We start from the raw sequence: 20,965 nt of genomic DNA, 5'->3' as shown, positions 1-20,965 counted from the left end.
CGCGGGCCCGGGTGGAACGCCTCACCACCCGGGCCCGTTCCGCTCGCCTGACGACGCGAACACCGTCATCCTGGGGAACGTGGACGACAGCGACGCCGCGACACCCGCGCGACTGCTCCTGGCACAGGCCGACGAGGTGTGGCGCCGGGACGGCGTGGCCGCGGCAGAACCGCTGCTGGCGCAGGCTTACCTGCTGGCACCGGACGACGCGAAGGTGGCCGAGAACCGCCTCTACGCCCTGTACTGCCTGGGGCGCTACCGCGACGCCCTGGCCCTGCTGGCCGAGATGCCGCACGGCGCGCGCCACGACCCCTACCTCCGTGCCACGGCCCGGCTGGTCTACAGCGGGCTCGGCTGGCACGCGCACGCCTACGCCGAGACCGGGAGACATCCCACCCTTCAGTGGCTGAAGGCCTGGTCACGCACCGGCGGCCCGCTGGCGGCGGTACGGCGCCGCTTGCTCGCCCGGGAGCAGAGCGAGCACGACTCATGGGATCACCAGTCAAGGGCGCTCGAGATCGTCAGCAAGCTGGACATCCGTGACGACGCCATCCGCGCGAACGTCCGCACGCGTCTCGACAACTGCATCCGCCAGTGGGTCGCGGCCACGACCAGGAACAACGTGGCCGGCGCATGGGGCCGCGGAGCCAGGCTCACGGCCGGGACGGCGGGACAGGTCGCGGCGATGTGGCTGGTGACGGCGGGCCTGTGGGGGCCGAGGCCGGCGATCGTGGTGCCATGCGCGCTCATCGGCCTGGCCCTCGTCGCCGGCCAGCACCACGTGCTCAGCCGCCAGACCACGCTGCGAGCCAGCAGGATCGTCGAGTGGCTGCCCTGGTTGCTCGTCGTCATCCCCGGCCTCACCGCCTGGGCCGCCGGGGCCTACGCACCGGGAGCCGAGTTCCGGCTCTGGCCCGACGGGCTCTGGCTGACCGGGTTCGGGTATGCCGTGCACTGGCTGATCAGGCGGATGCTGTATCAGGCCGCCCTCCGTCTGGCCGCCTTGCGTCTCAACCGCGTCTGGGAAGGCGACCTCCGATGGGCCATCCTCGACTCGCTCGTCAGGCTGATGCTGGAAACTCCTGATCCCACGCTCAGGAACGATCTCGGCTACAGAGCCAGATGGGTGTCGGAGCTCGAATGGGTGGCCAGACGGCTGGAGAAGGACCTGCCGGCCCGCCTGGTCCACACCGGCGACGGCGAGACCCGGGAATGGGCCAGAGGCAGGGGCGCAGGAGTGGCCAGAGCAATCCGGAGCTACAAACGCCGGATCATCGCGGCCACAGAGCCGGGGTGGCGGTCCCTGGAGACCGACCTGCACACGTTCACCTCCCGCTACGCCTCCGGCGACTTCGGCGCGCTGCCCTGGAAGCCTCCGCCGTCGCGGCCGCAACGACCCCGCAGCCGCCGCGGCATCGCGCTGGACGTGACCCGCACCCTCGTGGTGATGGCCGCCCCCCTGTCCGGTGTCCTCCTGCTCCAGCCCTTCGTCGGCCTGGACGCGCCCATGCTGGCCTGGGCGAAGGTGATCGGCGTCGCCTGGGCGGTGCTCTACCTGCTCCTCGCCATGGATCCGTCCATCCGCGACAAGATCGACGTTCTGAGCCCACTCATGGGCACCGCCCGGGAGGACCTCAGGCCGCGTGCCGTCCCGCCGCGCGAAGAGCACGGGGAGCGCTGATCGGCGGCTCCCGGGGGAACAATGGTGCGATGAGCGAACTGCCGGTGATCGACATCGCCCCGCTCCTCACGGCGGGCCACGAAAGGCAGGCCGTCGCCGACGCCATCGGCGCCGCCTGCCGCGAGCACGGTTTCTTCTACGTCACGGGCCACGGCGTGCCGCCCGGCCTCATCGAGCGGCTCGACGCGGCGAGCAGGCGCTTCTTCGCGCTGCCCGAGCAGGTCAAGAACGAGATCGCGATGGCCGGGGGCGGCCGGGCGTGGCGGGGCTACTTCCCGGTCGGCGGCGAGCTGACCTCCGGGCGGCCCGACCTGAAGGAGGGCGTCTACTTCGGCGCCGAGGAGCCGCCGGGCACCGTCCCCCTGCACGGGCCGAACCTCTTCCCCGCCCAGGTGCCCGAGCTGCGCGAGGCGGTGCTGGAGTACCTGGACGCGATGACGGGGGTGGGGCAGGCGGTGATGGGCGGCATCGCGCTGAGCCTGGGGCTGGCGGAGGACTACTTCCGTACGGGCTACACGGCCGACCCCACGATCCTTTTCCGGATATTTCATTATCCGCCCGGTCCGGCCGACGACCCCGACACCTGGGGCGTCGGCGAGCACACCGACTACGGGCTGCTGACGCTGCTCCTCCAGGACGGCAACGGCGGGCTCCAGGTCCGTACGACGACCGGCTGGATCGAGGCGCCCCCGCTGAAGGACACGTTCGTGTGCAACATCGGCGACATGCTCGACAAGCTGACCGGCGGGCAGTACCGCTCCACCCCGCACCGCGTCCGCAACCGCAGCAGCAACGAGCGCCTCAGCTTCCCGTTCTTCTTCGACCCCGGCTGGGACAGCGAGGTCCCGCCCCTCCCCTACGCCCCGGGCCGCCGCTGGGACGGCCAGGTGGACTTCACCGGCACCTACGGCGAGTACCTGCTGTCCAAGGTCTCCAAGGTCTTCCCGCACCTGTTCGAGCAGCAGCGGCTCTAGGCCGACTCGCGCACGACAAGCCGGGTGGGCAGCACCACGGAGGTGGTGTGGCGGCCCTCCAGCCTGGACAGCAGCAGCCGCGCGAGCGCCAGCGCCTGGTCCGTGACCGGCACGCGCACGGTGGTGAGTGCCGGGGTGGTGGCCGAGGCGGCGTCCACGTCGTCGAAGCCCACCACGGCCAGGTCCTCGGGCACCCGCCGCCCCAGCTCGCGGGCCGCCTGGAGGACGCCGATGGCGAGCTGGTCGGTGGCGGCGAAGACGGCGTCGAGCGCCGGCACGTCGGTGAGGAGCCGGAGGGCGGCGGCTGCGCCCGAGGCGCGGGTGAGGTCGTCGGCCGGCGCCAGGTGCGGCGTCAGGCCCGCGCGCTGGAGCGCCGCCCGGTGCCCGGCCAGCCGGTCCTGCATGGTGACCAGGTCCAGGGGCCCGCACACCATGCCGATGCGGCGGCGCCCCTGGGCGAGCAGGTGCTCGGTGGCGGTGGCGGCCCCGCCCGCGTTGTCCACGTCCACGTACGGGACGAGCGACGCGATCGGCGGCTTGCCCAGTAGCACGAGCGGCACCTCGGTGCGGGAGAGCCGCTCGGCCAGCGTGTCGCCCCGGTCGGGCGGCAGCAGCACGACGCCGTCCGCGAGCCGGGCCTCGACGTGCGCGGCGATGCGCCGGTGGCTCTCGGCCGTGTCGGCGAGCATGAGCGTGATCTGCTTGCCCGCGCCCTCCAGCAGGCTCGTCACGTACTGGACCACGGCCGAGGTGAGCGGGTCGGCGCCCTGCCGGGGGACGGACAGCACCAGGGCGACCGCGTTGGTGCGGCGGGTGACGAGGCTGCGGGCGGCCAGGTTCGGCACGTAGCCGAGCTCCTTGACGGCCCGCATCACCGCGGCCCGCACCTCGGGGCTCACCGACGACTCGCCGTTGACGACCCGGGAGACCGTGGCCCTGGACACGCCCGCGCGGGCGGCCACCGTCTCCAGCGTGGGCCTCTTGGGCGGCGTCCCGGCCAGGCCGTTGCGGCTGATGACGTCGCGGTACCACAGCGCGCTGTCCTTCATCCGGCGCCGCTGGGTGGCGAAGTCCACGTGCACGAGGCCGAACTTGCGCTGGTAGCCGTCGGACCATTCGAGATTGTCGAGCAACGTCCAGACGAGATAGCCGCGCACCCGGGCGCCGTCGTCGATCGCCGCCCGCAGGGCGCGCAGGTGCTCCTCGATGAAACTGATGCGCTCGACGTCGTGAATGCCGTCGCCGGTCACCACGTCCACGAAGTCGGCGCCGTTCTCGGTGACCATCAGATCGAGGCCGGGATATTCCCGGGAGATGCGGCCCAGCAGCAGGGAGAGGCAATTGGGCACGATCGGCCAGCCCATCGCGGTGACCGCCGTCGGAATGGTGCAGAAGAGGATTCCCTCGCTGCCCGGATACGCCGGGTCGGCCGGCTCGCTGGGCTGCGCCTGGACGACCAGCGGGCTGTAGTAGTTGACGCCGAGCAGGTCGACGGGCTGGGAGATGGTCTCCAGGTCGCCGTCCCGCACGTGGTCGAGGCCGCCGTTGCGCTCGATGACGGGGAGCAGCTCCGCCGGGTACGCGCCGCGCAGCACCGGCTCCAGGAACTGCCGGTTGACCAGCGCGTCGATCCTGGCCACCGCCGCGGCGTCCTCCTCCGACAGCTCCCTGCCGAAGTCGCTGACCTGGGCGGGCGTCATGACGGGCGAGATGTTGAGCACGATGCCGGCCTGCTCGGCCCCGCCGGCGCGCAGCGCCTGGACGGCCAGGCCGTGGCCGAGCAGCATGTGGTGGGCGCTGCGGAAGGCGTCGGCGGCCGACTTGCGGCCTGGCGCGTGGATGCCGGCCCCGTAGCCGAGGAACGCCGCCACCCACGGCTCGTTCAGCGTGAACCAGGTGCCCACCCGGTCGCCGAGCCGCTCGTGGACGGCGGCGGCGTACTCGGCGAACCGCGCGGCGGTGTCGCGGGACGGCCAGCCGCCGCGCTCCTCCAGCGCCTGCGGCAGGTCCCAGTGGTAGAGGGTGGCGTACGGGGTGATGCCCGCGCCGACCAGCTCGTCGAGCAGCCGGTCATAGAAGTCGAGCCCGGCCGCGTTGGGTTTGCCGTGCCCTTCTGGGAAAACCCGCGCCCAGCTCACCGAGAACCGGTAGGCGGCCATTCCCAGCTCTTTCATCAGCCGCACGTCTTCGGGATAGCGGTGGTAATGGTCGCAGGCCTCCGCCCGGTCCGCGGAAAAGACGTCCCAGATGGACGGCCGGCGGCCGTCGGCGGAAGTGGCGCCCTCGATCTGGAAAGCCGACGTCGAAACTCCCCACACGAAGCCCTCGGGGAAGCTCGTGGTGCTCATGATGGCGGATGCCTTTCGGTCACGGTTTATCCCGCACAGTCTCCCGCGCGCCGCTCGTCGCGCGCCAGCCAGGCCAGGCGGTATACAGAGCCGGTGGAACTGGACCAGCTCGATCGGGACATCATCGCGGCGCTCGTGGACGACGCCCGCCAGACCTACGCCGACATCGGGCAGCAGGTGGGGCTGAGCGCGTCGGCGGTCAAGCGGCGGGTGGACCGGCTCCGCGAGACGGGGGCGATCACCGGGTTCAGCGCGCGGGTCTCGCCGCGGGCGCTCGGCTGGACGACCGAGGCGTACGTGGAGCTGTTCTGCCAGGGCAAGACGAAGCCGTCGGACATCGCGCTGGCCGTGTCCCGGTTCCCCGAGGTGGTGGCGGCCGCCACGATCACCGGCGAGGCGGACGCGCTGCTGCACATCAGGGCGACGGACGTGCGGCACGTGGAGCGGGTCATCGAGCGCATCGCGGCGATGACGTTCGTGGTGCGCACCAAGAGCTCCATCGTGCTGTCGAGGCTCGTGGACACACCTCCCGGCGCCGTCGTGCCGGACCCACGCAACGATTCGGGCACCTGAGGGCCGGAGACGCAACAGACTCGCGCGAACACGCAATGTCAACCCCTTGGCCTGCGCAAACCCCCTTCTTAGGCTGTCCTCAACCCCTGAGCTGGGGTTTTCCCTGTTTACAGCCGATGGAGTGCTGCATGCCCAAACACTTCCTCATGTGCCGCCCTGAGTACTTCACGGTCGAGTACGCGATCAATCCGTGGATGCATCCCGAGGCCGGCGCGGACCGCGACGTGGCGGTCCGGCAGTGGGAGGGCCTGAAGGCGGCCTACGAGGAGCTCGGCCACCGGGTCAGCCTGATCGACCCGATCGACGGGCTGCCCGACATGGTCTTCGCCGCGAACGGCGCCCTCGTCGTCGGCGGGCGCGCGTACGGCGCCCGTTTCGCCTACCCGCAGCGCGGCCCGGAGGGCCCGGCCTACCTGCGCTGGTTCGCCGAGCGCGGCTACCCGACGCTGGAGCCGGCGCACGTGAACGAGGGCGAGGGCGACTTCCTCACCCTCGACGACGTCATCCTGGCCGGCACCGGCTTCCGCACGGACGTGGTCGCCCACCAGGAGGCGCAGGAGTACCTGGGCCGCCCGGTGATCTCGCTGACGCTGGTGGACCCGCGCTTCTACCACCTGGACACGGCGCTGTTCCCGCTGGACGGGCGCAACGTCGCCTACTACCCGGAGGCCTTCTCGCCGGGCAGCCTCGCGGTGCTGCGCCGCATGTTCCCCGACGCGGTGATCGCGAGCGCCCGCGACGCCGAGGTGCTCGGGCTCAACGCGGTCAGCGACGGCACGAACGTCGTCATCAACGCCGAGGCGTCCGACCTGCAGTTGGAGCTCAAGCGACGCGGGTACGAGGTCATCCCGGTCGATCTGTCGGAGCTGCGTAAGGCAGGTGGCGGGCCCAAGTGCTGCACACTGGAGATCAGGGGGGAAAACTGATCATGACCACCAGCGCAGAGCTGATCGAAGTGAGCGAGCGCCGCAGCGCGCACAACTACCACCCGCTGCCGGTGGTGATCCACGAGGCGCACGGCGCCTGGGTCACCGACGTCGACGGCAAGCGGTATCTGGACTGCCTGTCCGGCTACTCCTCGCTCAACTTCGGCCACGGCCATCCGAAGATCATCGAGGCGGCGAAGGAGCAGCTCGAACGCCTCACGCTGACCAGCCGCGCCTTCTACCACGACCAGTTCGCGCAGTTCTGCACCGGGCTCGGCGACCTCACGGGCAAGGACCTGGTCCTGCCCATGAACACCGGCGCCGAGGCCGTCGAGACCGCCATCAAGGTGGCGCGCAAGTGGGGGTACGAGGTCAAGGGCGTCGAGCCCGAGCAGGCCAACATCATCGTCATGGAGGGCAACTTCCACGGCCGCACCACCACGATCGTCAGCTTCTCCACCGACCCGGAGGCGCACGACAACTTCGGCCCGTACACGCCGGGCTTCCGGATCGTCCCGTACGCCTCGGTCGAGGCGGTGCGGGCGGCCGTGGACGCGAACACGGTGGCGGTGCTGGTCGAGCCGATCCAGGGCGAGGCCGGCGTGCTGGTGCCGCCGGACGGGTACCTGAGCGAGCTGCGGGCGCTGTGCACGGCCGAGGGCATCCTGATGATCGCCGACGAGGTGCAGTCGGGGCTCGGGCGCACGGGGCAGACGTTCGCGTGCGACTACGAAGGGGTCGTCCCGGACATCTACGTGCTGGGCAAGGCGCTGGGCGGCGGGGTCGTGCCGGTCTCGGCCATCGCGGCCGACCGCGACGTGCTGGGCATCATCCACCCGGGGCAGCACGGCTCCACGTTCGGCGGCAACCCGCTGGCGTGCGCGGTGGCGAACGCGGTCATCGAGCTGCTCAACACCGGCGAGTTCCAGGCGCGCGCCACGAAGCTCGGCGAGGTGCTGCACGGCAGGCTGCGCGAGCTGGTCGGCCAGGGCGTGCTGGAGGTGCGCGGGCGCGGGCTGTGGGCCGGGGTGGACATCGACCCGTCGATCGGCACGGGCCGCGAGGTGTCCAAGGCGCTGCTGAAGCGCGGCGTGCTGGCCAAGGACACGCACGGCTCCACGATCCGGCTGGCGCCGCCGATCGTGGTCTCGGAGGAGGACCTCCTCTGGGCGATCTCCCAGCTCGCCGACGCCATCTACGAGCTGAAGACCACATAGTTCACGGCAGAGCGGAGCAGGGCCCACCCACCGCACGTGGCTGGGCCCTGTCCAGGGAGACGCTCCTCCGGCTCACGGGGCCGGGCGCCGCCACGGCGCCTACTCGGCCGGCTGCGTGGGCGTGCCGGGCACCGGGGACTCCGGCTGGGCGCAGGTCAGGTCGCCCTCCGTGTCCGCCTCCACGTCCGGCAGCCGGTCCACGACCGCGACGCCGACCTGCGCCGTCCAGGCCAGCACGCTGCCCTCGGGAGCCTCCGCCTTGGCCGCGTCCACGACCACCTGCCGCTCCCCGAGGTACAGGTAGCTCTCGGGGTCGAAGATGAGCTGCGTGAGCAGGCCCCGGTCATCCGCTCGCTGCAGCGCCGTCCCCTCACGTCCTGAGGAGTTGCGCACCCCGTCGGCGGGCTCGACGCCCGCGATGCCCTTGACGGCCTCGAACAGCGCCCTGCGCTGCGCCAGCGGCAGGTACGTCTCCAGGAGCGTGCTGCGTGCCTGCTCGAACGCCGCCAGGTCGCGGTCCACCTGCTCGCCGGGGTCCGGCTCCCTGTGGCTGAGCCGGTAGAGGTGCTCGCGCAGCTCGGCGGGGTCCGTGGGCCAGGTGCTCAGGTGGGCGTAGTCGGTGCGGTGGGCGCCGAACCTGTCGGGGCAGGAGGCCAGCCCGGTGTAGGACTCGCCTGCGGGGGGCGTCTTCACCGACTCCGGCAGCGGCTCGCCCGGCCACGGCTGCGGCTCGCGGCTCTCGGTCATCAGCAGGCCGTCCGCGCTGCCGTCCGTGGACTGCCAGATCCTGCGGTGCGTCCGGTAGAGGTAGCGCGTCGCCGTGCCGTCCGCGGCGATGTCGTGGGAGGAGTACATCGTCTCCGACTCGACCAGGATGAACTGGCCGGGCCGCGGGTGCAGCTCGTCCTGCGGCATGCCGACGGACTGCACGGCCGAGGTGGTCGGGCCGGGGCCCGCCCCCTGGTCCGACAGGACCACGGCCACCCCGCCGACCAGCACGACCGTCACCCCGAACGCGGCGGCGGCCTGCCAGCCCAGCCGGGGCGCCCGGAACCGGCGGCCACCCCGCGCCTCCGCGACCAGCCGTTCCCGTGCCCGCGCCCTGGCCTCGGCCCCGTACGGCGGCGCCTGCGGCCGTGCCTGGGCGAACACGCGAATCTCGTCATCCATGCTGAGGCTCCTCTGCGAAGGGATCGGTGCCGCCGAGCGCCCTGCGCACCTTGACGCGCAGCCTGTGCAGCCGGGAGCGGACGGTGCCGACGGGCACGCCGAGCGCGAGCGCCGCCTCCTCGTAGGTGAGGTCCGCCCAGGCCACCAGCAGGAGCAGGTCCCGCTCCGCCGCGCTGAGCCCGGTCAGCGCCCTGGCCAGGCGGGGCTGGAGCTGCTCGGCGGTGACCCGGTCGGCGCTGCGCTCGTCGAACGTGCCGGGGCGCTCCACGCTCACCCTGGCCAGGGCTGCGGTGCGCCGCCGCTCGGCCCTGCGGTGCTGGGAGACGACCTTGGTCGCGATCCCGTACAGCCAGGGGCGGGCGTCGGGCCAGGAGCGGTCGTAGCGGGCCCGGCCGCGGAAGGCGGCCAGGAACACCTCGCCGGTCACGTCGTCGGCCAGCTCGCCCCCGAGGCGGCGGGCCGCGTACCTGTGGATCTCGTCGGCGTGCCGGTCGAACAGCGCCGCGAAGCTCTCCGGATCGCCGATCGAATGGGCGATCAGCGCCGCGTCGTCGTGTGTGTCAGGCACATCCTGAACTCCCACCACGTAGCCGGTCCTCTCTCGTGCGGTCACCCTGTTGTTGGCCGCACGTCAGGAGCCGGTTCCCACTATTTCGGCATCAGCCAGACCTGCATCCCCTCGGGGGCCTCGCCCGGTTGGAAGCCGGCCTCCTTCAGCTCCGCCGCCAGCACGTCTCCGGCGGGCCAGTGAACGGTGCTGATCAGCTCGTCGTCGCTGATCACCGCGCCGCGCTGCCTGATCCGGTAGTGGAAGCGCGAGGTGACGCGCTCCCCCTCGGCCTCCAGCACCTGCCCGGCGACCTCGTAGGTGTGCCTGCCCACCTGGTAGGAGCCCAGGACCTGCGGCTCCCCCGGCACGGCGGGGGCCCGGTCGCGCCAGTTGAACAGCAGCCGCCCGCCGGGCTCCAGCAGCCTGCCCAGCACCCGCCACAGCTGCGCCCGCTCGGCGGCGGCGAAGCTCTGCAACACCGAGATCATCACGACGGCCTCGACCGGCTCGTCCACCTCGGCGTCCAGCGCCCCGCACGGCAGCACCGTCACCCTGCGCAACACCTCGGGGTCGGTGGCCAGGCGGGAGACCAGCACGGAGCGCATGCCGAGCGACGGCTCCAGGGCGTAGACCTCGGCGGGGGTGACCCGCGCGATCAGCTCGGTGATCAGGCCGGTGCCCGCGCCGATCTCGATGACGCTCCGGCGCACGCCGGCCAGCAGCGGCGGCAGGAGCTCGCGGATCGCGGGCACGTGGCCGTCTTCGTGGAAGAGGTCGTAGAAGGGGACGGCAGGGGCGTAAGTGTCATCGCGCATGAGGATCAGCGTAGGCGGGTGGTGCCGATCGGTTTGACCTCCTCGCCGGTGGAGCCGTACCAGGTGACTTCGTCGGGCAGGTTGAGCGTGGCCAGCGCGTTCTGGAACCAGGGGCCCTTGGTGATCTTCCAGCGGAACGGCGGGCGCGGCACGCCCGCCAGCCGGGCCAGCAGGCTGCCGACCAGGGTGGCGACGGAGAACTGGGTGAAGACGTTGGCCCAGCGCAGCATCCGGCTGAGCGGGTTGCGGATGGGCGAGCAGACGATCTGGAAGACCGGGCCCCTGTCGGCCCTGGCCAGGTAGGAGTAGTGCACGTCGCCCGAGAGGATCAGCACCGGCTTGCCCAGCCCGATCAGCAGCTTGGCCAGGTCGTCGAAGGAGCGCCGGAACGCCGCCCAGTGCTCCAGGTCGATGGCCTGGCGCAGGGTCTCGGACCACCGGCGCACGAACGGGCCCCACCTGCCGTCGCACAGGGCCTCGTTCCAGTTCTGCACGCCGTGGACGCCCTCGGGGAGCATGAACGGGATCGACGAGCCGATGATCAGCCGCTTGGCGGGCTGCCGCACCTGCTCCTGCAGCCAGTCCCACTCCACCGGGTCGAGCATGCGCCGGTCGCCGGGCGTGAGCTGCCTGGCGCAGCGGGTGTCCACCATGATCAGGCGGGCGGGGCCGAGGTCGCGGGCGTAGCTCCAGCGGTTGCTGCTCGGCTCGGCGTCGGCCCGCTCGGCGAACGCGTCGAGCGCCGCCCCGCCGTCGCCGGCCATCAGCTTGGCCAGCAGCTCGTCCTCGGCCCGCTCGGCGGGCGAGAGGTTGCCGAGGTGCTGGTAGATCCAGTACGCCCCGAGCCCCGCCACCACCCGGCGCTGCCACCACTGTGTCCTGGCCATCTGCTCGCGCCAGGGCTGGGAGGTGTTCCAGTCGTCACGCAGGTCGTGGTCGTCGAAGATCATCGCGGTGGGCACGGTGGACAGCAGCCACCGGATCTCCGTCTCGGTCCACGCCTGGCGGTAGAGCTCGGCGTACTCCTCGAAGTCCGCGATCTCGCCCTGCGGCTCGCCGCTCCTGCGGGAGCGGATGAAGGCCAGCATGTCGGGCGAGGGGTTGTCGGCGTAGACCTGGTCGCCGAGGAGCAGCAGCAGGTCGGGCCACTCCTCGTCACCCGCCTCCGGCAGGTGCTCGCCGAAGGCGCGCAGCACGTCGTCGCCGTGCGAGCGCACGTGCGCGGCGTCGTGCGGCACGCTCGTCCGGCACGAGCCGAACGCCAGCCGCCGCACCCCCTCGGGCGGCAGCAGCCGGATCCTGCTCGGCGGGCGACCCGCCATGGGCCAAACCTGCTCCCCGTCGAGCTCCACCGTGTACGACGCGATATCCTGGGACAACTCAACGAGATCCACGATCGCGTAGTGGTGTCCGTGCACGGTGAAGGTAGGCGACCGGTAAGTCCTGCCGTCCGCCACTATGGCGACCGTGCAGGGTTCGGCGGTCTCCACCCAGATCGAGGCGCTGTCCGAGTCGACGTATCTCAACATCGGCCCCACCACCAGTGCGGGCATTCCACCCCTCAATTCGTCGATCCGTCACACTCTCGCTCCGCAAGCCTGCCAGAGTGGCACGGTCCACAGCAGCCTGATCACCGGCTTGGATTTCTACCAAAACTAGGCAACGTCAAACCCCTCGCCCTAGGATGATCGTGACAACAACGCCCAAATGGGGAAGGCAACGGCGCTTTTTCCACAAATAGGGCGTACATACCGGGAGGAACTTCTTCCATGAGCATCATGGTGCCGTCAACGACGCCGGCCCTGATCACCCCGGGCCGCCAGGCCCTCGACTCCGCTCTCCACCAACTCGACCAGGCCGCCGCGCATCTCGGGCTCGATGACGGGCTCCGCACGATGCTGGCCACGCCGCGCCGCTCGCTGACCGTCTCGGTCCCGGTGCGGCGCGAGGACGGCCGCCTGGACGTCGTCCAGGGCTACCGCGTCCAGCACAACGTCTCGCGCGGCCCCGCCAAGGGCGGCCTCCGCTTTCATCCCGGCACCGACATCCACGAGGTCACCGCGCTGGCCATGTGGATGACGTGGAAGTGCGCGCTGGTCGGCATCCCGTACGGCGGCGCCAAGGGCGGCGTGGCCGTGGACCCGGCAGGGCTCACCACCCGGGAGCTGGAGCGGCTGACCCGCCGCTACGTCAGCGAGATCATGCCGCTCATCGGCCCGGAGAAGGACATCCCGGCGCCCGACGTCGGCACCGACGAGCAGACCATGGCCTGGGTCATGGACACCTACAGCGTCAGCGCGGGCTACTCGGTGCCCGGAGTGGTCACCGGCAAGCCGATGACGCTGGGCGGCTCGCTCGGCCGCACCGGCGCGACCTCGCGCGGCGTGCAGATCGCGGCGCTGGCCGCGCTCGGCCGCTCGCCCGAGGGCGTGACCGTGGCCGTGCAGGGCTTCGGCAAGGTGGGCGCACTGGCCGCCCAGTACCTGTCCGACGCCGGGTGCAAGGTCGTGGCGGTCTCCGACGTCACCGGGGCGGTCTACCGCGCCGCGGGCCTCGACGTCGCGCGGCTGCGTGCGTACGCGGCCGAGACCGGCGGCGTGCGGGGCTTCCACCAGGCCGACGCGCTGTCCCACGAGGACCTGTTCGAGCTGGACGTGGACGTGCTCGTCCCGGCCGCGCTCGAAGGCGTGATCACCGAGGCCAACGCGCCGCGGATCCGCGCCCGCCTGGTCGTCGAGGGCGCCAACGGCCCCACCACGCCCGGGGCCGACGAGATCCTCGCCGCCAACGGGACCCTGGTCGTGCCCGACATCCTGGCCAACGCGGGCGGGGTGATCGTGTCGTACCTGGAGTGGGTGCAGAACATGCAGGCGTACGCGTGGAGCTCAGGCGAGATCGAGCTCAAGCTGCGCGACCTCATGCTGAACGCCTTCACCGAGGTCAAGTCGCTGGCCGCCGAGCGCGGCCTGACCATGCGGCAGGCGGCGCACGTGATCGGCGTGGGCCGGGTGGCCGAGGCGCACCAGATGCGCGGCCTCTACCCGTGAGAGCGACTTAAGTAGCGCGGGGCTCGCCCAAGGTTCGATGCCGGGGCGGGCCCCGTGTCGCGATCATTGTGCCCATGAGAGGCATCATCAACGTCGTGGCCGTGATCGCCATCATCCAGGGGCTCGGCGGGTTCATCGGGCGGATGTGGTTCGACAGCGAGTGGGGGTTCCTGCACCGGCTGGTGGAGTTGCCCCTGCCCGCGTATCTGGGGGTGGCGCTGGCCGGGGTGGTGGCACTGGTCTGGGCGGACACCTCCAAGAAGCGCGACCGGGGCTGAGTTCCCGGGCGCCGCCCGGTCACCTTCGTCGAAGCCTTCGCCACCCAGGTCCTGACCGCCTGCGACACCCCCGCTCCCGCCAGGTCATCAGCCTCGTCACGCGCGACGGCCTGATGCACGACGACCCTGGGCAGTCCAGACGACCTCGCCTGCGCCCTACCGGCTCCGATCGCCCACGCCACCTTCTTCGCCCGCGCCCTCACCCAGCGCCAGGAACCGCACGGCGGGACCGGATGCGTGACCTACGGCGAGCGCAGCGGGTCTCCGACACGCATGACGGCGGCGGCCCGTGGGGGTTCCCGAAGAATCTTGTGATCAGAACGCGCGCTCCGCGTCCAGAGCCTCCACCAGACCCTCGAGATCGCGCATGAGCCTCTCGATGCGCTCTCGCCCGAACGCCAGAGCGATCAACGCCTGCTGCTCGGCCACCGCCCCGTCCACGCGCCCCAGCAGCTCCGCCCCCCGCCCCGACACGAACACCGCGACCCGCCGCCGATCCCCCTTCGACGGCCCGCGATACACCAGCGCCCGATCGATCAGCCGATCCACCGCCTTGGTCAGCGTTGGGTGCGGCATCAGCACGGCCTCGGCCAGCTCCCCCATCGACTCCCCCCGCCCGTCGGCCAGCGCCCGCATGATCCGCCACTGCTCGACCGTCACGTCCTCCCCCGCCAGCGCCGCCGCCAGCCCCCGGTTGACGCTGCGCTCCGCACGGCTGAGCAGATAGGCGAGTGAGGACCCGAGCCCGGAGGTCGTCATGGTGAGGTCCTTTCGTCGGGCAGCTAGAAGGGAGGATACTCGTCGGCGTGGCGGCGACCGTCGATCCTCTCGAAGCGCGGCTCCTCCCTGCGGGCTCGGTCAGGATCGGCCTGATCGTCCCCGTGTCCGGGGTGCTCGGCCTGATGGGCCCGTCCGCGATCAACTGTGCCGTGCTGGCCGCCGAGGAGGTCAACGCCGGGGGCGGGGTGCTGGGCCGGCCGGTCGAGCTGGTGCTGATCGACGGCGGGCGGCCCGCCGGGCAGGTCGCCGCCGAGGTGGCGGGCCTGGTCCGGTCGGGCACGCTGGCGGCCGTGGCGGGCGCGCACGCCAGCGACGTGCGGGTCGAGGTGGTGGCGGCGATCGCGGGGCGGGTGCCGTTCGTGTACGCGCCGCCGTACGAGGGCGGCGGCCGGGCGCCCGGCGTCTACTACCTCGGCGAGACCCCCGACCGGCAGCTCGCACCCGGCATCGAGTGGCTGGCCGGGCCGCGCCGGGCGCGCCGCTGGTTCCTGCTGGGCAACGACTACATCTGGCCCCGCCTGGTGCACGCCAGCGCCCGCAGGCGGCTGCGCGCGTCGGGCGCGACGGTGGTGGGCGAGCGCTTCGTCCGGTACGGCGAGGCGGTGCGCTGGCTCGGCCGGGTGGCCGACACCCGGCCCGACGCCATCCTGCTGACGCTGATCGGCAGCGACCTGGTGGCCTTCAACCGGGCCTTCGCCGCGTCCGGGCTGCGCGCGGCCCGGCTGTGCGCGGCGCTGGAGGAGCACGGCCTGCTGGGCATCGGCGGCGACGCCACCGGCGAGCTGTACGCGTCCATGGGCTACTTCCGCGGCCTGCCGACCCCGGCCAGCCTCGACTTCTCCCAGCGGTACACAGCCCGGTTCGGCGACGACGCGCCCCTGCTGAACGCCCACGGCCACGGTTGCTACGAGGCCGTGGCGATGCTGGCGGCCCTGTGCGCGCGGGCCGGCTCGCTGGCGGTGCCCGACCTCGACGCCGTGTCCGACGGCACCGCGATCACCAGCGCGCGCGGCACGATCACGCTGCTCGGCCGCCAGGTGCGCCAGCCGGTCCACCTCGGCAGGGCCGATGGCCTGGACTTCTTCCTGGAGAAACCTTTTCAGTAGAAAGCTTTTGGCTCTAAGGTGCAGAACGCCCCCCAAGCACTAGGAGCCGTACATGAGCAGCGTCGAGCAGTTCGGCTACCGCCAGGAGCTTCAGCGCTCCCTCGGCTTCGCCGATCTGATGATCTATGGCTTGATCTTCATGGTGCCGATCGCCCCGTTCGGCATCTTCGGCAACGTCTTCGCCGTCTCCCACGGGATGGTGGCCCTCGCCTACGTCATCGGCCTGGTGGCGATGGCGTTCACGGCCCTGTCGTACGCGCAGATGGCCCGGGCGTTCCCGATGGCCGGTTCGGTCTACACCTACGCGGGCCGCGGCATCGCCGCCCCCGTCGGCTTCATCGCCGGCTGGGCGATCCTGCTGGACTACGTGCTGGTGCCGTCGCTGCTCTACCTGGTGGCCAGCGCGGCCATGAGCTCGTTCGTGCCGGCGATCCCCGTCTGGGGCTGGCTGGTCATCTTCGTGGTGCTCAACACGGTCGTCAACTACCTGGGCATCCAGATGACGGCCAGGATCACCCGCATCATGCTGATCGCCGAGCTGGCCGTGCTGGCGATCTTCCTCGTGGTCGGCGGCGTCGCGCTGGCGCAGGGCAAGGCGCAGACCGGTTTCCTCACCCCGCTGTTCGACTCCTCCTCCTTCACCTGGAGCATGGTGCTCGCCGCCGCGTCGGTGGCCGTGCTGTCGTTCCTCGGCTTCGACGGCATCTCCACCCTGGCCGAGGAGAACCGCGAGGACGCCCGGCGGCTCGGCCGCTCCATGGTGGCCGCGCTGGCGGTGGCGGCCGTGCTGTTCGTGGTGCAGACGTGGGTGGCGGCGCTGCTCACGCCCAACAGGGCCAAGCTGATCGCCGAGGGCGACGCAGCCGGCAGCGCCTTCTACGACACCGCCGCGTTCGCCGGCGGCCAGTGGCTGTCGGTGCTCACCGCCGTGGCCACCGCCATCGCCTGGGGCTTCGCCAACTCGCTGGTCGCGCAGGCCGCCACCTCGCGGCTGCTGTTCGCGATGGCCAGGGACCGGCAGCTGCCGCGCTTCCTGGCGGCCGTCCACCCCAAGCACCGCGTGCCGGTCAACGCCACCCTCGCGGTCGCCGCCATCTCGCTCATCCTCGGCATCTACATGAGCACCAGGGAGAACGGCATCGGCGAGCTGGCCTCGCTGGTCAACTTCGGCGCCATGAGCGCCTTCCTGCTGTTGCACATCGCCGTGGTCGTGCACTACCTGATCAGGCAGCGCAGCCGTAACCTGTGGGCGCACCTGATCGCGCCCGTGATCGGCTTCGCCGTCCTGGTGGCCGTCGTGATCAACCAGAACGTCGCTGCCCAGTGGGTCGGCGGCATCTGGCTGGCCCTCGGCCTGCTCGTCCTCGGCGGCTCGTATCTGCTGGGCCGCCGGCCCGTACTGCCAACGGAGGTCAAATGAACGTCGTCTCCTTCCGTCCGAAGCCGGAGGAGCTGAGCTACACCTTCGGCGGCCGGCCCGCCCTCGGCAAGGTACGCCCCGGCACGATCCTGGAGCTCTACACCGAGGACTGCTTCGGCGGGCGCGTCCGGACCGTGGACGACCTGCCGTCGCGGGTGTGCGAGTTCCCGTACCTGAACCCGGTGACCGGCCCCTTCCACGTCGAGGGCGCCGAGCCGGGCGACACGCTGGCCCTGCACTTCATCACGATCACCCCGGCCAGAGACTGGGCGGTCTCCACGACGTTCCCGCACTTCGGCGCGCTGACCGGCACCCACACCACGGCCATGCTGCAGCCGCCGCTGGAGGAGCGGGTCTGGCGCTACGACCTCGACCTCGACCGGAATGTGGCCGTCTACCACGCCCGCAACAGCGACTTCAGCGTCGCGCTGCCGCTCGACCCCATGCACGGCACGGTCGGCGTGGCCCCCGGCGCGAACGAGGCCCGCATGACGATCACGCCCGACGCGCACGGCGGCAACATGGACACCCCCGAGCTGCGCGCGGGTGTCACCGTCTACCTGGGCGTCAACGTCGAGGGCGGGATGTTCTCCATCGGCGACGGCCACGGGCTGCAGGGCCACGGCGAGGTGTGCGGGACGGCGGTGGAGTCGGCCATGAACACCGTGGTCGCGGTCGAGCTGATCAAGGGGATGGCCACGCCGTGGCCGCGCCTGGAGGACGACCTGCACCTGATGTCCACCGGGTCGGCCAGGCCGCTGGAGGACGCGTACCGGATCAGCCAGCACGACCTGGTCACCTGGACCTCCGAGCTGACCGGCCTGGACACGCTCGACGCCTACCAGCTCGTCAGCCAGGCGGGGCAGGCGCCGGTGGGCAACGTCTGTGACACCAACTACACGATGGTGGCCAAGCTGCCCAAGGCGTATCTCGGCGAGGCGGCGGGCGTCTACGAGTCGGCGCACGCCCGGCTACGTGCGCTCGGTGCCCAGTACACGAGTTAGTAAACCTTCATGTCGCAGGTCAGAGAGCTGATCATCTTCGTCCTACAGTGGCAGGGTGCTCAGGTTGGCCCTGTCTCTGGTCCTGCTCGATCCAGCCGCCGTCGCCGAGGTGTCCCAACGTAACGTCCCCGTTCCCCGTGTGCTCACCCCCGACGGCGACCGCCTGGGCTACGCGCCGGTCCCGCGCCCCTACACGGGGGCGCGGCGGCTGACCGGGGTGCTGCTCGGCCGGGATCCGGTCGCGAAGACGGACGTGTTGTGCGGGGGGACGGTGATCAGCTCGCGCAGCCGCAGCCTGGTGCTGACGGCGGCGCACTGCCTGTACCACGACGGGCGGCTGCTCGAGCACCTGGCCTTCCTGCCCGGGTTCGACCGGGGCCGGCCGCCGATGGGGGTCTGGCCGGTCGTGCGCGCGTGGGTGCCGGCCAAGTGGCGCACCCGGCCGTACTCCTCGGAGCTGCTGCCGTACGACGTGGGGCTGGTCGGGGTCGCCAGCGGCAGGCGCCCGCTGGAGTCGGTCACCGGGAAGGGGCTGTCACCGATGCCCACGACCCGGGGCACCGGGCTGCGCGGTCTCGAACTGCTCGGGTATCCGGCGGGCCGGGGGTATCCGGGCACGAGGTTGTACCGGTGTGTGGGGGACGCCGTCGAGGGGGTGTCCGAGGGGCCCGGGCTGATGGTCACGCGCAACTGCCACGCCGCGGCGGGGGGCAGCGGCGGCCCCGCCCTGTACGGCGGGGCGCTGGCGGGTGTCGTGTCGTCGTCCAGCCCGCTGAGCGACGCCAAGGGGTACACCGTGCTGACCCGGCTGGGGGGAAGGCCGTTCCAGCGGATGTTCGACCGGGCCGACCGGGCGATGCGGCTCAGGCCGGCCGGCTGAGCTCACCGTTCGTTCACGAGCCTGCCTGGAGGACGATCTCCTCGCAGAGGGCGTGGGTGGCCAGCGCGTCGGCGGCGTCGATGCGCCGCCCGTCGCGCACCGCCGCCAGGAACTCCAGGCAGACCTGCTCGATGCCGCGCTGCTGGGCGACCGGCACCCAGTCGGGCCGCCGGGCGAGGGTCTCGCCGCCCTGGTAGTCGATGACGTCGCCGAGGTTGACCACCCGCCGCTTGGCGCCGTCGCCCATGGCGGCGCAGGTCTCCTCGGAGGCGCCGCTCATCCGGTTCATCACGCCGATGGCGGTGAAGCCGTGGCCCGACAGCTCCAGGACGATGTGCTCGATGAGGCCGTCCCTGACGCGGGTCCTGATCGTGGTGCCGGTGACGGGGCCGGGCGCCAGGAACCTGAGCGTGTCGGCGACGTGGATGAAGTCGTCGAAGACCGCCTTGCGCGGGGCCTCGGGGTTGTTGTGGCGGTGCTTCTCCATCAGGACGAGATGGCGGGGGTGGGCGGCCAGCTCGGCGTACCCGGGGGCGTGGCGGCGGTTGAAGCCCACCATCAGGGACCTGCCCTCGGCCTCCGCCAGGCGGACGAGCTTCTCCGACTCGGCCAGCGTGTAGGCGATCGGCTTGTCGACGTAGACGTGGATCCCGGCGCTGAGCAGCGGCTCGACGAGCTCGGGGTGGGCGTGGGTGGCCGCGTGCACGAACGCCGCGTCCACCCCCGCCTTGATCACCTCGTCCACGCTGGTGAAGCGGGCGCCGATCCGGTAGGTGTCGCCGAGCCGCTGCAGCCGGGCCTCGTTACGGGTGCAGAGGTGCAGGTCGAGAGCGGGCTGAGCGGCCAGCACGGGAAGGTAGGCCTTCTCCGCGATGTCGCCCAGACCGATCATGGCTATCTTCATCCGACGAGCGTAGCCTTGAGTGCCGTCTCGACCGGGGTAGGCGCGGCGCCGAACGTGCGCTGGAAGGCCGAGGAGTCGAGCACGTACGGCGCGGTGAACTGGTAGCGGACGTGCCCCAGCTCGCCGAGCATGGGCGAGAAGAGCCCGGCCGCGCGCACCAGCGCCCACGGCATCACCCGCAGCCGGGGCTCGGGGCTGCCGGTCACGGCGGCCATGCGCCGCGCCATCTCGCGGAAGGTCAGCGGCTCCGCGCTGGGCACGTGCCACGGCCTGCCCCAGGCGCGCTCGTCGGCGCCCGCCGTGATCATCGTGTCGGCCACGTCCGGCAGGTACGTCCAGGTGTGCGGCAGGTCGACCGGCCAGGGCGACACGATCGGCTTGCCGGCCCTGAGCGGCACGGTGAAGCGGTCGCCCAGGTAGGACTGGTCGGTGGCACCGGGGCCGTAGTAGTCGGAGCCGCGGATCTCGGTGACCCTGATCCGGCCCGCCTCGTGCGCGGCGAGCGCGTCGGCCCACATCCTGGCGCGTACCTGGAACTTGGGGTCAGGGGAGGAGAGCGGCAGGTCCTCGGTCATCGGGACGGACACGGGCCCGTACGGGTAGAGGTTGCCGAGCATCACGTAGACGGCGCCGCTCGCCTCGGCGGCGGCCAGGAACGAGGCGGCCATCGGCGGCCAGTCGGTGAGCCAGCGGTGGTAGGCGGGGTTGACGCAGTTGTACAGGACGTCCGCGCCCCGGGTGACCTCGATGAGCTTGGTCTGGTCGGCGACGTCCGCGGCCACCTTGGTGGCGCCGGCGGGGCCGCTGCCCGAGCGGGTCACGACGACGACCTCGTGCCCCTGGGCGATGAGCTTGGCGGCCAGGTGGGCGCCGACCTGACCCGAACCGACGACGACGTGCTTACCCATGTTCAGACCTCGTTCCAGAAGATGCGGAGGACCGCGTTCACGATGAAGAGTGCGGAGAAGACGATGGTGGAGGTGATCAGCCCGGAGGCGTAGAGCGCCAGGGCGCCGCCGCCGAACCAGAGGATCTCCAGCGCGGCGCGAGCCAGGCCGGTGAGCGGGAACGTGGCGTTCGCGCCGCCGTTCGCCCCGAACAGCGCCCACGCCGCGATGAACAGCGCCGGGCCGCCGAGCCCGGCCAGCAGCTTGACCCCCCAGTTCGGGCTGACCGTGAAGCCCCAGTAGGCGACGGACGCCAGCACGCCGAGCTCCAGGAGGAACATCAGCAACATGTTGGCGTTCTTGGCGAGGGCGAGCATCGGGGGCCTCCGGTTGAGGGGTGATTCG

The 20,965-nt window shown here is 71.7% G+C and carries 21 protein-coding genes; 12 read left to right on the top strand and 9 right to left on the bottom strand.

All coding sequences use genetic code 11. From position 1 onward, the window contains the following. The first annotated feature begins 79 nt into the window (after positions 1 to 79). A complete protein-coding gene (locus LCN96_RS12415) occupies positions 80 to 1,681 on the top strand; it encodes a hypothetical protein (RefSeq protein WP_225272746.1) in 1,602 nt (533 codons plus the stop codon). A 29-nt stretch (positions 1,682 to 1,710) separates the two neighbouring features. Then, the gene (locus tag LCN96_RS12410) at positions 1,711 to 2,655 is read left to right on the top strand and encodes an isopenicillin N synthase family dioxygenase (RefSeq protein WP_225272745.1); all 945 of its coding nucleotides are present in this window, start codon (positions 1,711 to 1,713) and stop codon (positions 2,653 to 2,655) included. On the opposite strand, the gene LCN96_RS57085 is transcribed toward LCN96_RS12410, so the two are convergent. Continuing rightward, the gene (locus LCN96_RS57085; RefSeq protein WP_311132264.1) at positions 2,652 to 5,003 is read right to left on the bottom strand and encodes a GH1 family beta-glucosidase; all 2,352 of its coding nucleotides are present in this window, start codon (positions 5,001 to 5,003) and stop codon (positions 2,652 to 2,654) included. The two genes, LCN96_RS12410 and LCN96_RS57085, sit on opposite strands and share 4 nt — an antisense overlap. A 93-nt stretch (positions 5,004 to 5,096) precedes the next feature. Here LCN96_RS57085 and LCN96_RS12395 point away from each other — a divergent pair, with 93 nt between their 5' ends. From LCN96_RS12395 to rocD, 3 genes are all read left to right on the top strand, one after another. After that, positions 5,097 to 5,576 (top strand): Lrp/AsnC family transcriptional regulator, encoded by a 480-nt coding sequence (locus LCN96_RS12395; protein WP_225272744.1) that lies wholly within the window; start codon positions 5,097 to 5,099, stop codon positions 5,574 to 5,576. Positions 5,577 to 5,704: 128 nt separating this feature from the next. Then, positions 5,705 to 6,502, top strand: coding sequence for a dimethylargininase (ddaH, locus tag LCN96_RS12390; protein WP_225272743.1), 798 nt, complete (start codon positions 5,705 to 5,707; stop codon positions 6,500 to 6,502). A 2-nt stretch (positions 6,503 to 6,504) separates the two neighbouring features. Next, a complete protein-coding gene (gene rocD / locus LCN96_RS12385) occupies positions 6,505 to 7,719 on the top strand; it encodes an ornithine--oxo-acid transaminase (protein WP_225272742.1) in 1,215 nt (404 codons plus the stop codon). A 99-nt stretch (positions 7,720 to 7,818) separates the two neighbouring features. Here the strand turns inward: rocD and LCN96_RS12380 are convergent, their stop codons facing one another. The 4 genes from LCN96_RS12380 to LCN96_RS12365 form a co-directional block, all read right to left on the bottom strand. Continuing rightward, positions 7,819 to 8,889 (bottom strand): CU044_5270 family protein, encoded by a 1,071-nt coding sequence (locus tag LCN96_RS12380; RefSeq protein WP_225272741.1) that lies wholly within the window; start codon positions 8,887 to 8,889, stop codon positions 7,819 to 7,821. Continuing rightward, a complete protein-coding gene (locus LCN96_RS12375) occupies positions 8,882 to 9,457 on the bottom strand; it encodes an RNA polymerase sigma factor (protein WP_225272740.1) in 576 nt (191 codons plus the stop codon). The genes LCN96_RS12380 and LCN96_RS12375 overlap by 8 nt, the downstream gene beginning before the upstream one ends. Positions 9,458 to 9,537: 80 nt before the next feature. Further along, positions 9,538 to 10,254, bottom strand: coding sequence for a class I SAM-dependent methyltransferase (locus LCN96_RS12370; protein WP_225272739.1), 717 nt, complete (start codon positions 10,252 to 10,254; stop codon positions 9,538 to 9,540). 5 nt (positions 10,255 to 10,259) lie between these two features. Next, positions 10,260 to 11,783: an alkaline phosphatase D family protein gene (locus tag LCN96_RS12365; protein WP_449867093.1), complete on the bottom strand. Its 1,524-nt coding sequence runs from the start codon at positions 11,781 to 11,783 to the stop codon at positions 10,260 to 10,262. Here LCN96_RS12365 and LCN96_RS12360 point away from each other — a divergent pair. The 3 genes from LCN96_RS12360 to LCN96_RS12350 all read left to right on the top strand — a co-directional run bounded on the left by LCN96_RS12360 (position 11,713) and on the right by LCN96_RS12350 (position 13,579). Next, positions 11,713 to 11,913, top strand: a complete 201-nt coding sequence (locus tag LCN96_RS12360; RefSeq protein WP_225272737.1) for a hypothetical protein — start codon at positions 11,713 to 11,715, stop codon at positions 11,911 to 11,913. The two genes, LCN96_RS12365 and LCN96_RS12360, sit on opposite strands and share 71 nt — an antisense overlap. A 110-nt stretch (positions 11,914 to 12,023) precedes the next feature. Continuing rightward, the gene (locus LCN96_RS12355; RefSeq protein WP_225272736.1) at positions 12,024 to 13,301 is read left to right on the top strand and encodes a Glu/Leu/Phe/Val family dehydrogenase; all 1,278 of its coding nucleotides are present in this window, start codon (positions 12,024 to 12,026) and stop codon (positions 13,299 to 13,301) included. A 74-nt stretch (positions 13,302 to 13,375) separates the two neighbouring features. Then, a complete protein-coding gene (locus LCN96_RS12350) occupies positions 13,376 to 13,579 on the top strand; it encodes a hypothetical protein (RefSeq protein ID WP_225272735.1) in 204 nt (67 codons plus the stop codon). Positions 13,580 to 13,894: 315 nt separating this feature from the next. Here LCN96_RS12350 and LCN96_RS12345 read toward each other — a convergent pair whose 3' ends face one another. Further along, the gene (locus LCN96_RS12345) at positions 13,895 to 14,338 is read right to left on the bottom strand and encodes a MarR family winged helix-turn-helix transcriptional regulator (RefSeq protein ID WP_225272734.1); all 444 of its coding nucleotides are present in this window, start codon (positions 14,336 to 14,338) and stop codon (positions 13,895 to 13,897) included. Between the two features lie 47 nt (positions 14,339 to 14,385). Between LCN96_RS12345 and LCN96_RS12340 the strand changes: the two genes are divergently transcribed. The 4 genes from LCN96_RS12340 to LCN96_RS12325 are packed head-to-tail and all read left to right on the top strand — an operon-like array spanning position 14,386 to position 18,769. Next, positions 14,386 to 15,465, top strand: a complete 1,080-nt coding sequence (locus LCN96_RS12340; protein WP_225272733.1) for a substrate-binding domain-containing protein — start codon at positions 14,386 to 14,388, stop codon at positions 15,463 to 15,465. Between the two features lie 52 nt (positions 15,466 to 15,517). After that, complete coding sequence (locus tag LCN96_RS12335) at positions 15,518 to 16,885, top strand: APC family permease (protein ID WP_225272732.1); 1,368 nt, start codon at positions 15,518 to 15,520, stop codon at positions 16,883 to 16,885. Beyond that, positions 16,882 to 17,889: an acetamidase/formamidase family protein gene (locus LCN96_RS12330; RefSeq protein WP_225272731.1), complete on the top strand. Its 1,008-nt coding sequence runs from the start codon at positions 16,882 to 16,884 to the stop codon at positions 17,887 to 17,889. Before LCN96_RS12335 ends, LCN96_RS12330 begins: the two co-directional genes overlap by 4 nt. Positions 17,890 to 17,944: 55 nt before the next feature. After that, a complete protein-coding gene (locus tag LCN96_RS12325) occupies positions 17,945 to 18,769 on the top strand; it encodes a trypsin-like serine peptidase (RefSeq protein ID WP_225272730.1) in 825 nt (274 codons plus the stop codon). Between the two features lie 13 nt (positions 18,770 to 18,782). On the opposite strand, the gene LCN96_RS12320 is transcribed toward LCN96_RS12325, so the two are convergent. Genes LCN96_RS12320 through LCN96_RS12310 form a run of 3 tightly spaced genes read right to left on the bottom strand, consistent with a single transcriptional unit; the run spans position 18,783 to position 20,937 of the window. Further along, positions 18,783 to 19,673 carry a Gfo/Idh/MocA family protein gene (locus tag LCN96_RS12320; protein WP_225272729.1) on the bottom strand — a complete coding sequence of 297 codons (891 nt, stop codon included), beginning with the start codon at positions 19,671 to 19,673 and terminating at the stop codon, positions 18,783 to 18,785. Beyond that, on the bottom strand, positions 19,670 to 20,581 hold the full coding sequence (locus LCN96_RS12315; RefSeq protein WP_225272728.1) for an NAD-dependent epimerase/dehydratase family protein: 912 nt from the start codon (positions 20,579 to 20,581) through the stop codon (positions 19,670 to 19,672). The genes LCN96_RS12320 and LCN96_RS12315 overlap by 4 nt, the downstream gene beginning before the upstream one ends. 2 nt (positions 20,582 to 20,583) lie before the next feature. Next, positions 20,584 to 20,937: a YrdB family protein gene (locus tag LCN96_RS12310; protein ID WP_225272727.1), complete on the bottom strand. Its 354-nt coding sequence runs from the start codon at positions 20,935 to 20,937 to the stop codon at positions 20,584 to 20,586. Between the last annotated feature and the right edge of the window lie 28 nt (positions 20,938 to 20,965).

The organism is Nonomuraea gerenzanensis (assembly GCF_020215645.1).
GTDB lineage: Bacteria > Actinomycetota > Actinomycetes > Streptosporangiales > Streptosporangiaceae > Nonomuraea > Nonomuraea gerenzanensis.
Note: the sequence above shows the minus strand (reverse complement) of the source record. Positions and strands in the feature narration are given on the sequence as shown.

Coding starts and splice junctions, on each gene's coding strand:
- LCN96_RS12410 (WP_225272745.1), top strand. CDS start 1,711: ATGAGCGAACTGCCGGTGATCGACATCGCCCCGCTCCTCACGGCGGGC.
- LCN96_RS57085 (WP_311132264.1), bottom strand. CDS start 5,003: ATGAGCACCACGAGCTTCCCCGAGGGCTTCGTGTGGGGAGTTTCGACG.
- ddaH (WP_225272743.1), top strand. CDS start 5,705: ATGCCCAAACACTTCCTCATGTGCCGCCCTGAGTACTTCACGGTCGAG.
- rocD (WP_225272742.1), top strand. CDS start 6,505: ATGACCACCAGCGCAGAGCTGATCGAAGTGAGCGAGCGCCGCAGCGCG.
- LCN96_RS12380 (WP_225272741.1), bottom strand. CDS start 8,889: ATGGATGACGAGATTCGCGTGTTCGCCCAGGCACGGCCGCAGGCGCCG.
- LCN96_RS12370 (WP_225272739.1), bottom strand. CDS start 10,254: ATGCGCGATGACACTTACGCCCCTGCCGTCCCCTTCTACGACCTCTTC.
- LCN96_RS12360 (WP_225272737.1), top strand. CDS start 11,713: ATGGCGACCGTGCAGGGTTCGGCGGTCTCCACCCAGATCGAGGCGCTG.
- LCN96_RS12365 (WP_449867093.1), bottom strand. CDS start 11,783: ATGTTGAGATACGTCGACTCGGACAGCGCCTCGATCTGGGTGGAGACC.
- LCN96_RS12355 (WP_225272736.1), top strand. CDS start 12,024: ATGAGCATCATGGTGCCGTCAACGACGCCGGCCCTGATCACCCCGGGC.
- LCN96_RS12350 (WP_225272735.1), top strand. CDS start 13,376: ATGAGAGGCATCATCAACGTCGTGGCCGTGATCGCCATCATCCAGGGG.
- LCN96_RS12345 (WP_225272734.1), bottom strand. CDS start 14,338: ATGACGACCTCCGGGCTCGGGTCCTCACTCGCCTATCTGCTCAGCCGT.
- LCN96_RS12335 (WP_225272732.1), top strand. CDS start 15,518: ATGAGCAGCGTCGAGCAGTTCGGCTACCGCCAGGAGCTTCAGCGCTCC.
- LCN96_RS12330 (WP_225272731.1), top strand. CDS start 16,882: ATGAACGTCGTCTCCTTCCGTCCGAAGCCGGAGGAGCTGAGCTACACC.
- LCN96_RS12320 (WP_225272729.1), bottom strand. CDS start 19,673: ATGAAGATAGCCATGATCGGTCTGGGCGACATCGCGGAGAAGGCCTAC.
- LCN96_RS12315 (WP_225272728.1), bottom strand. CDS start 20,581: ATGGGTAAGCACGTCGTCGTCGGTTCGGGTCAGGTCGGCGCCCACCTG.
- LCN96_RS12310 (WP_225272727.1), bottom strand. CDS start 20,937: ATGCTCGCCCTCGCCAAGAACGCCAACATGTTGCTGATGTTCCTCCTG.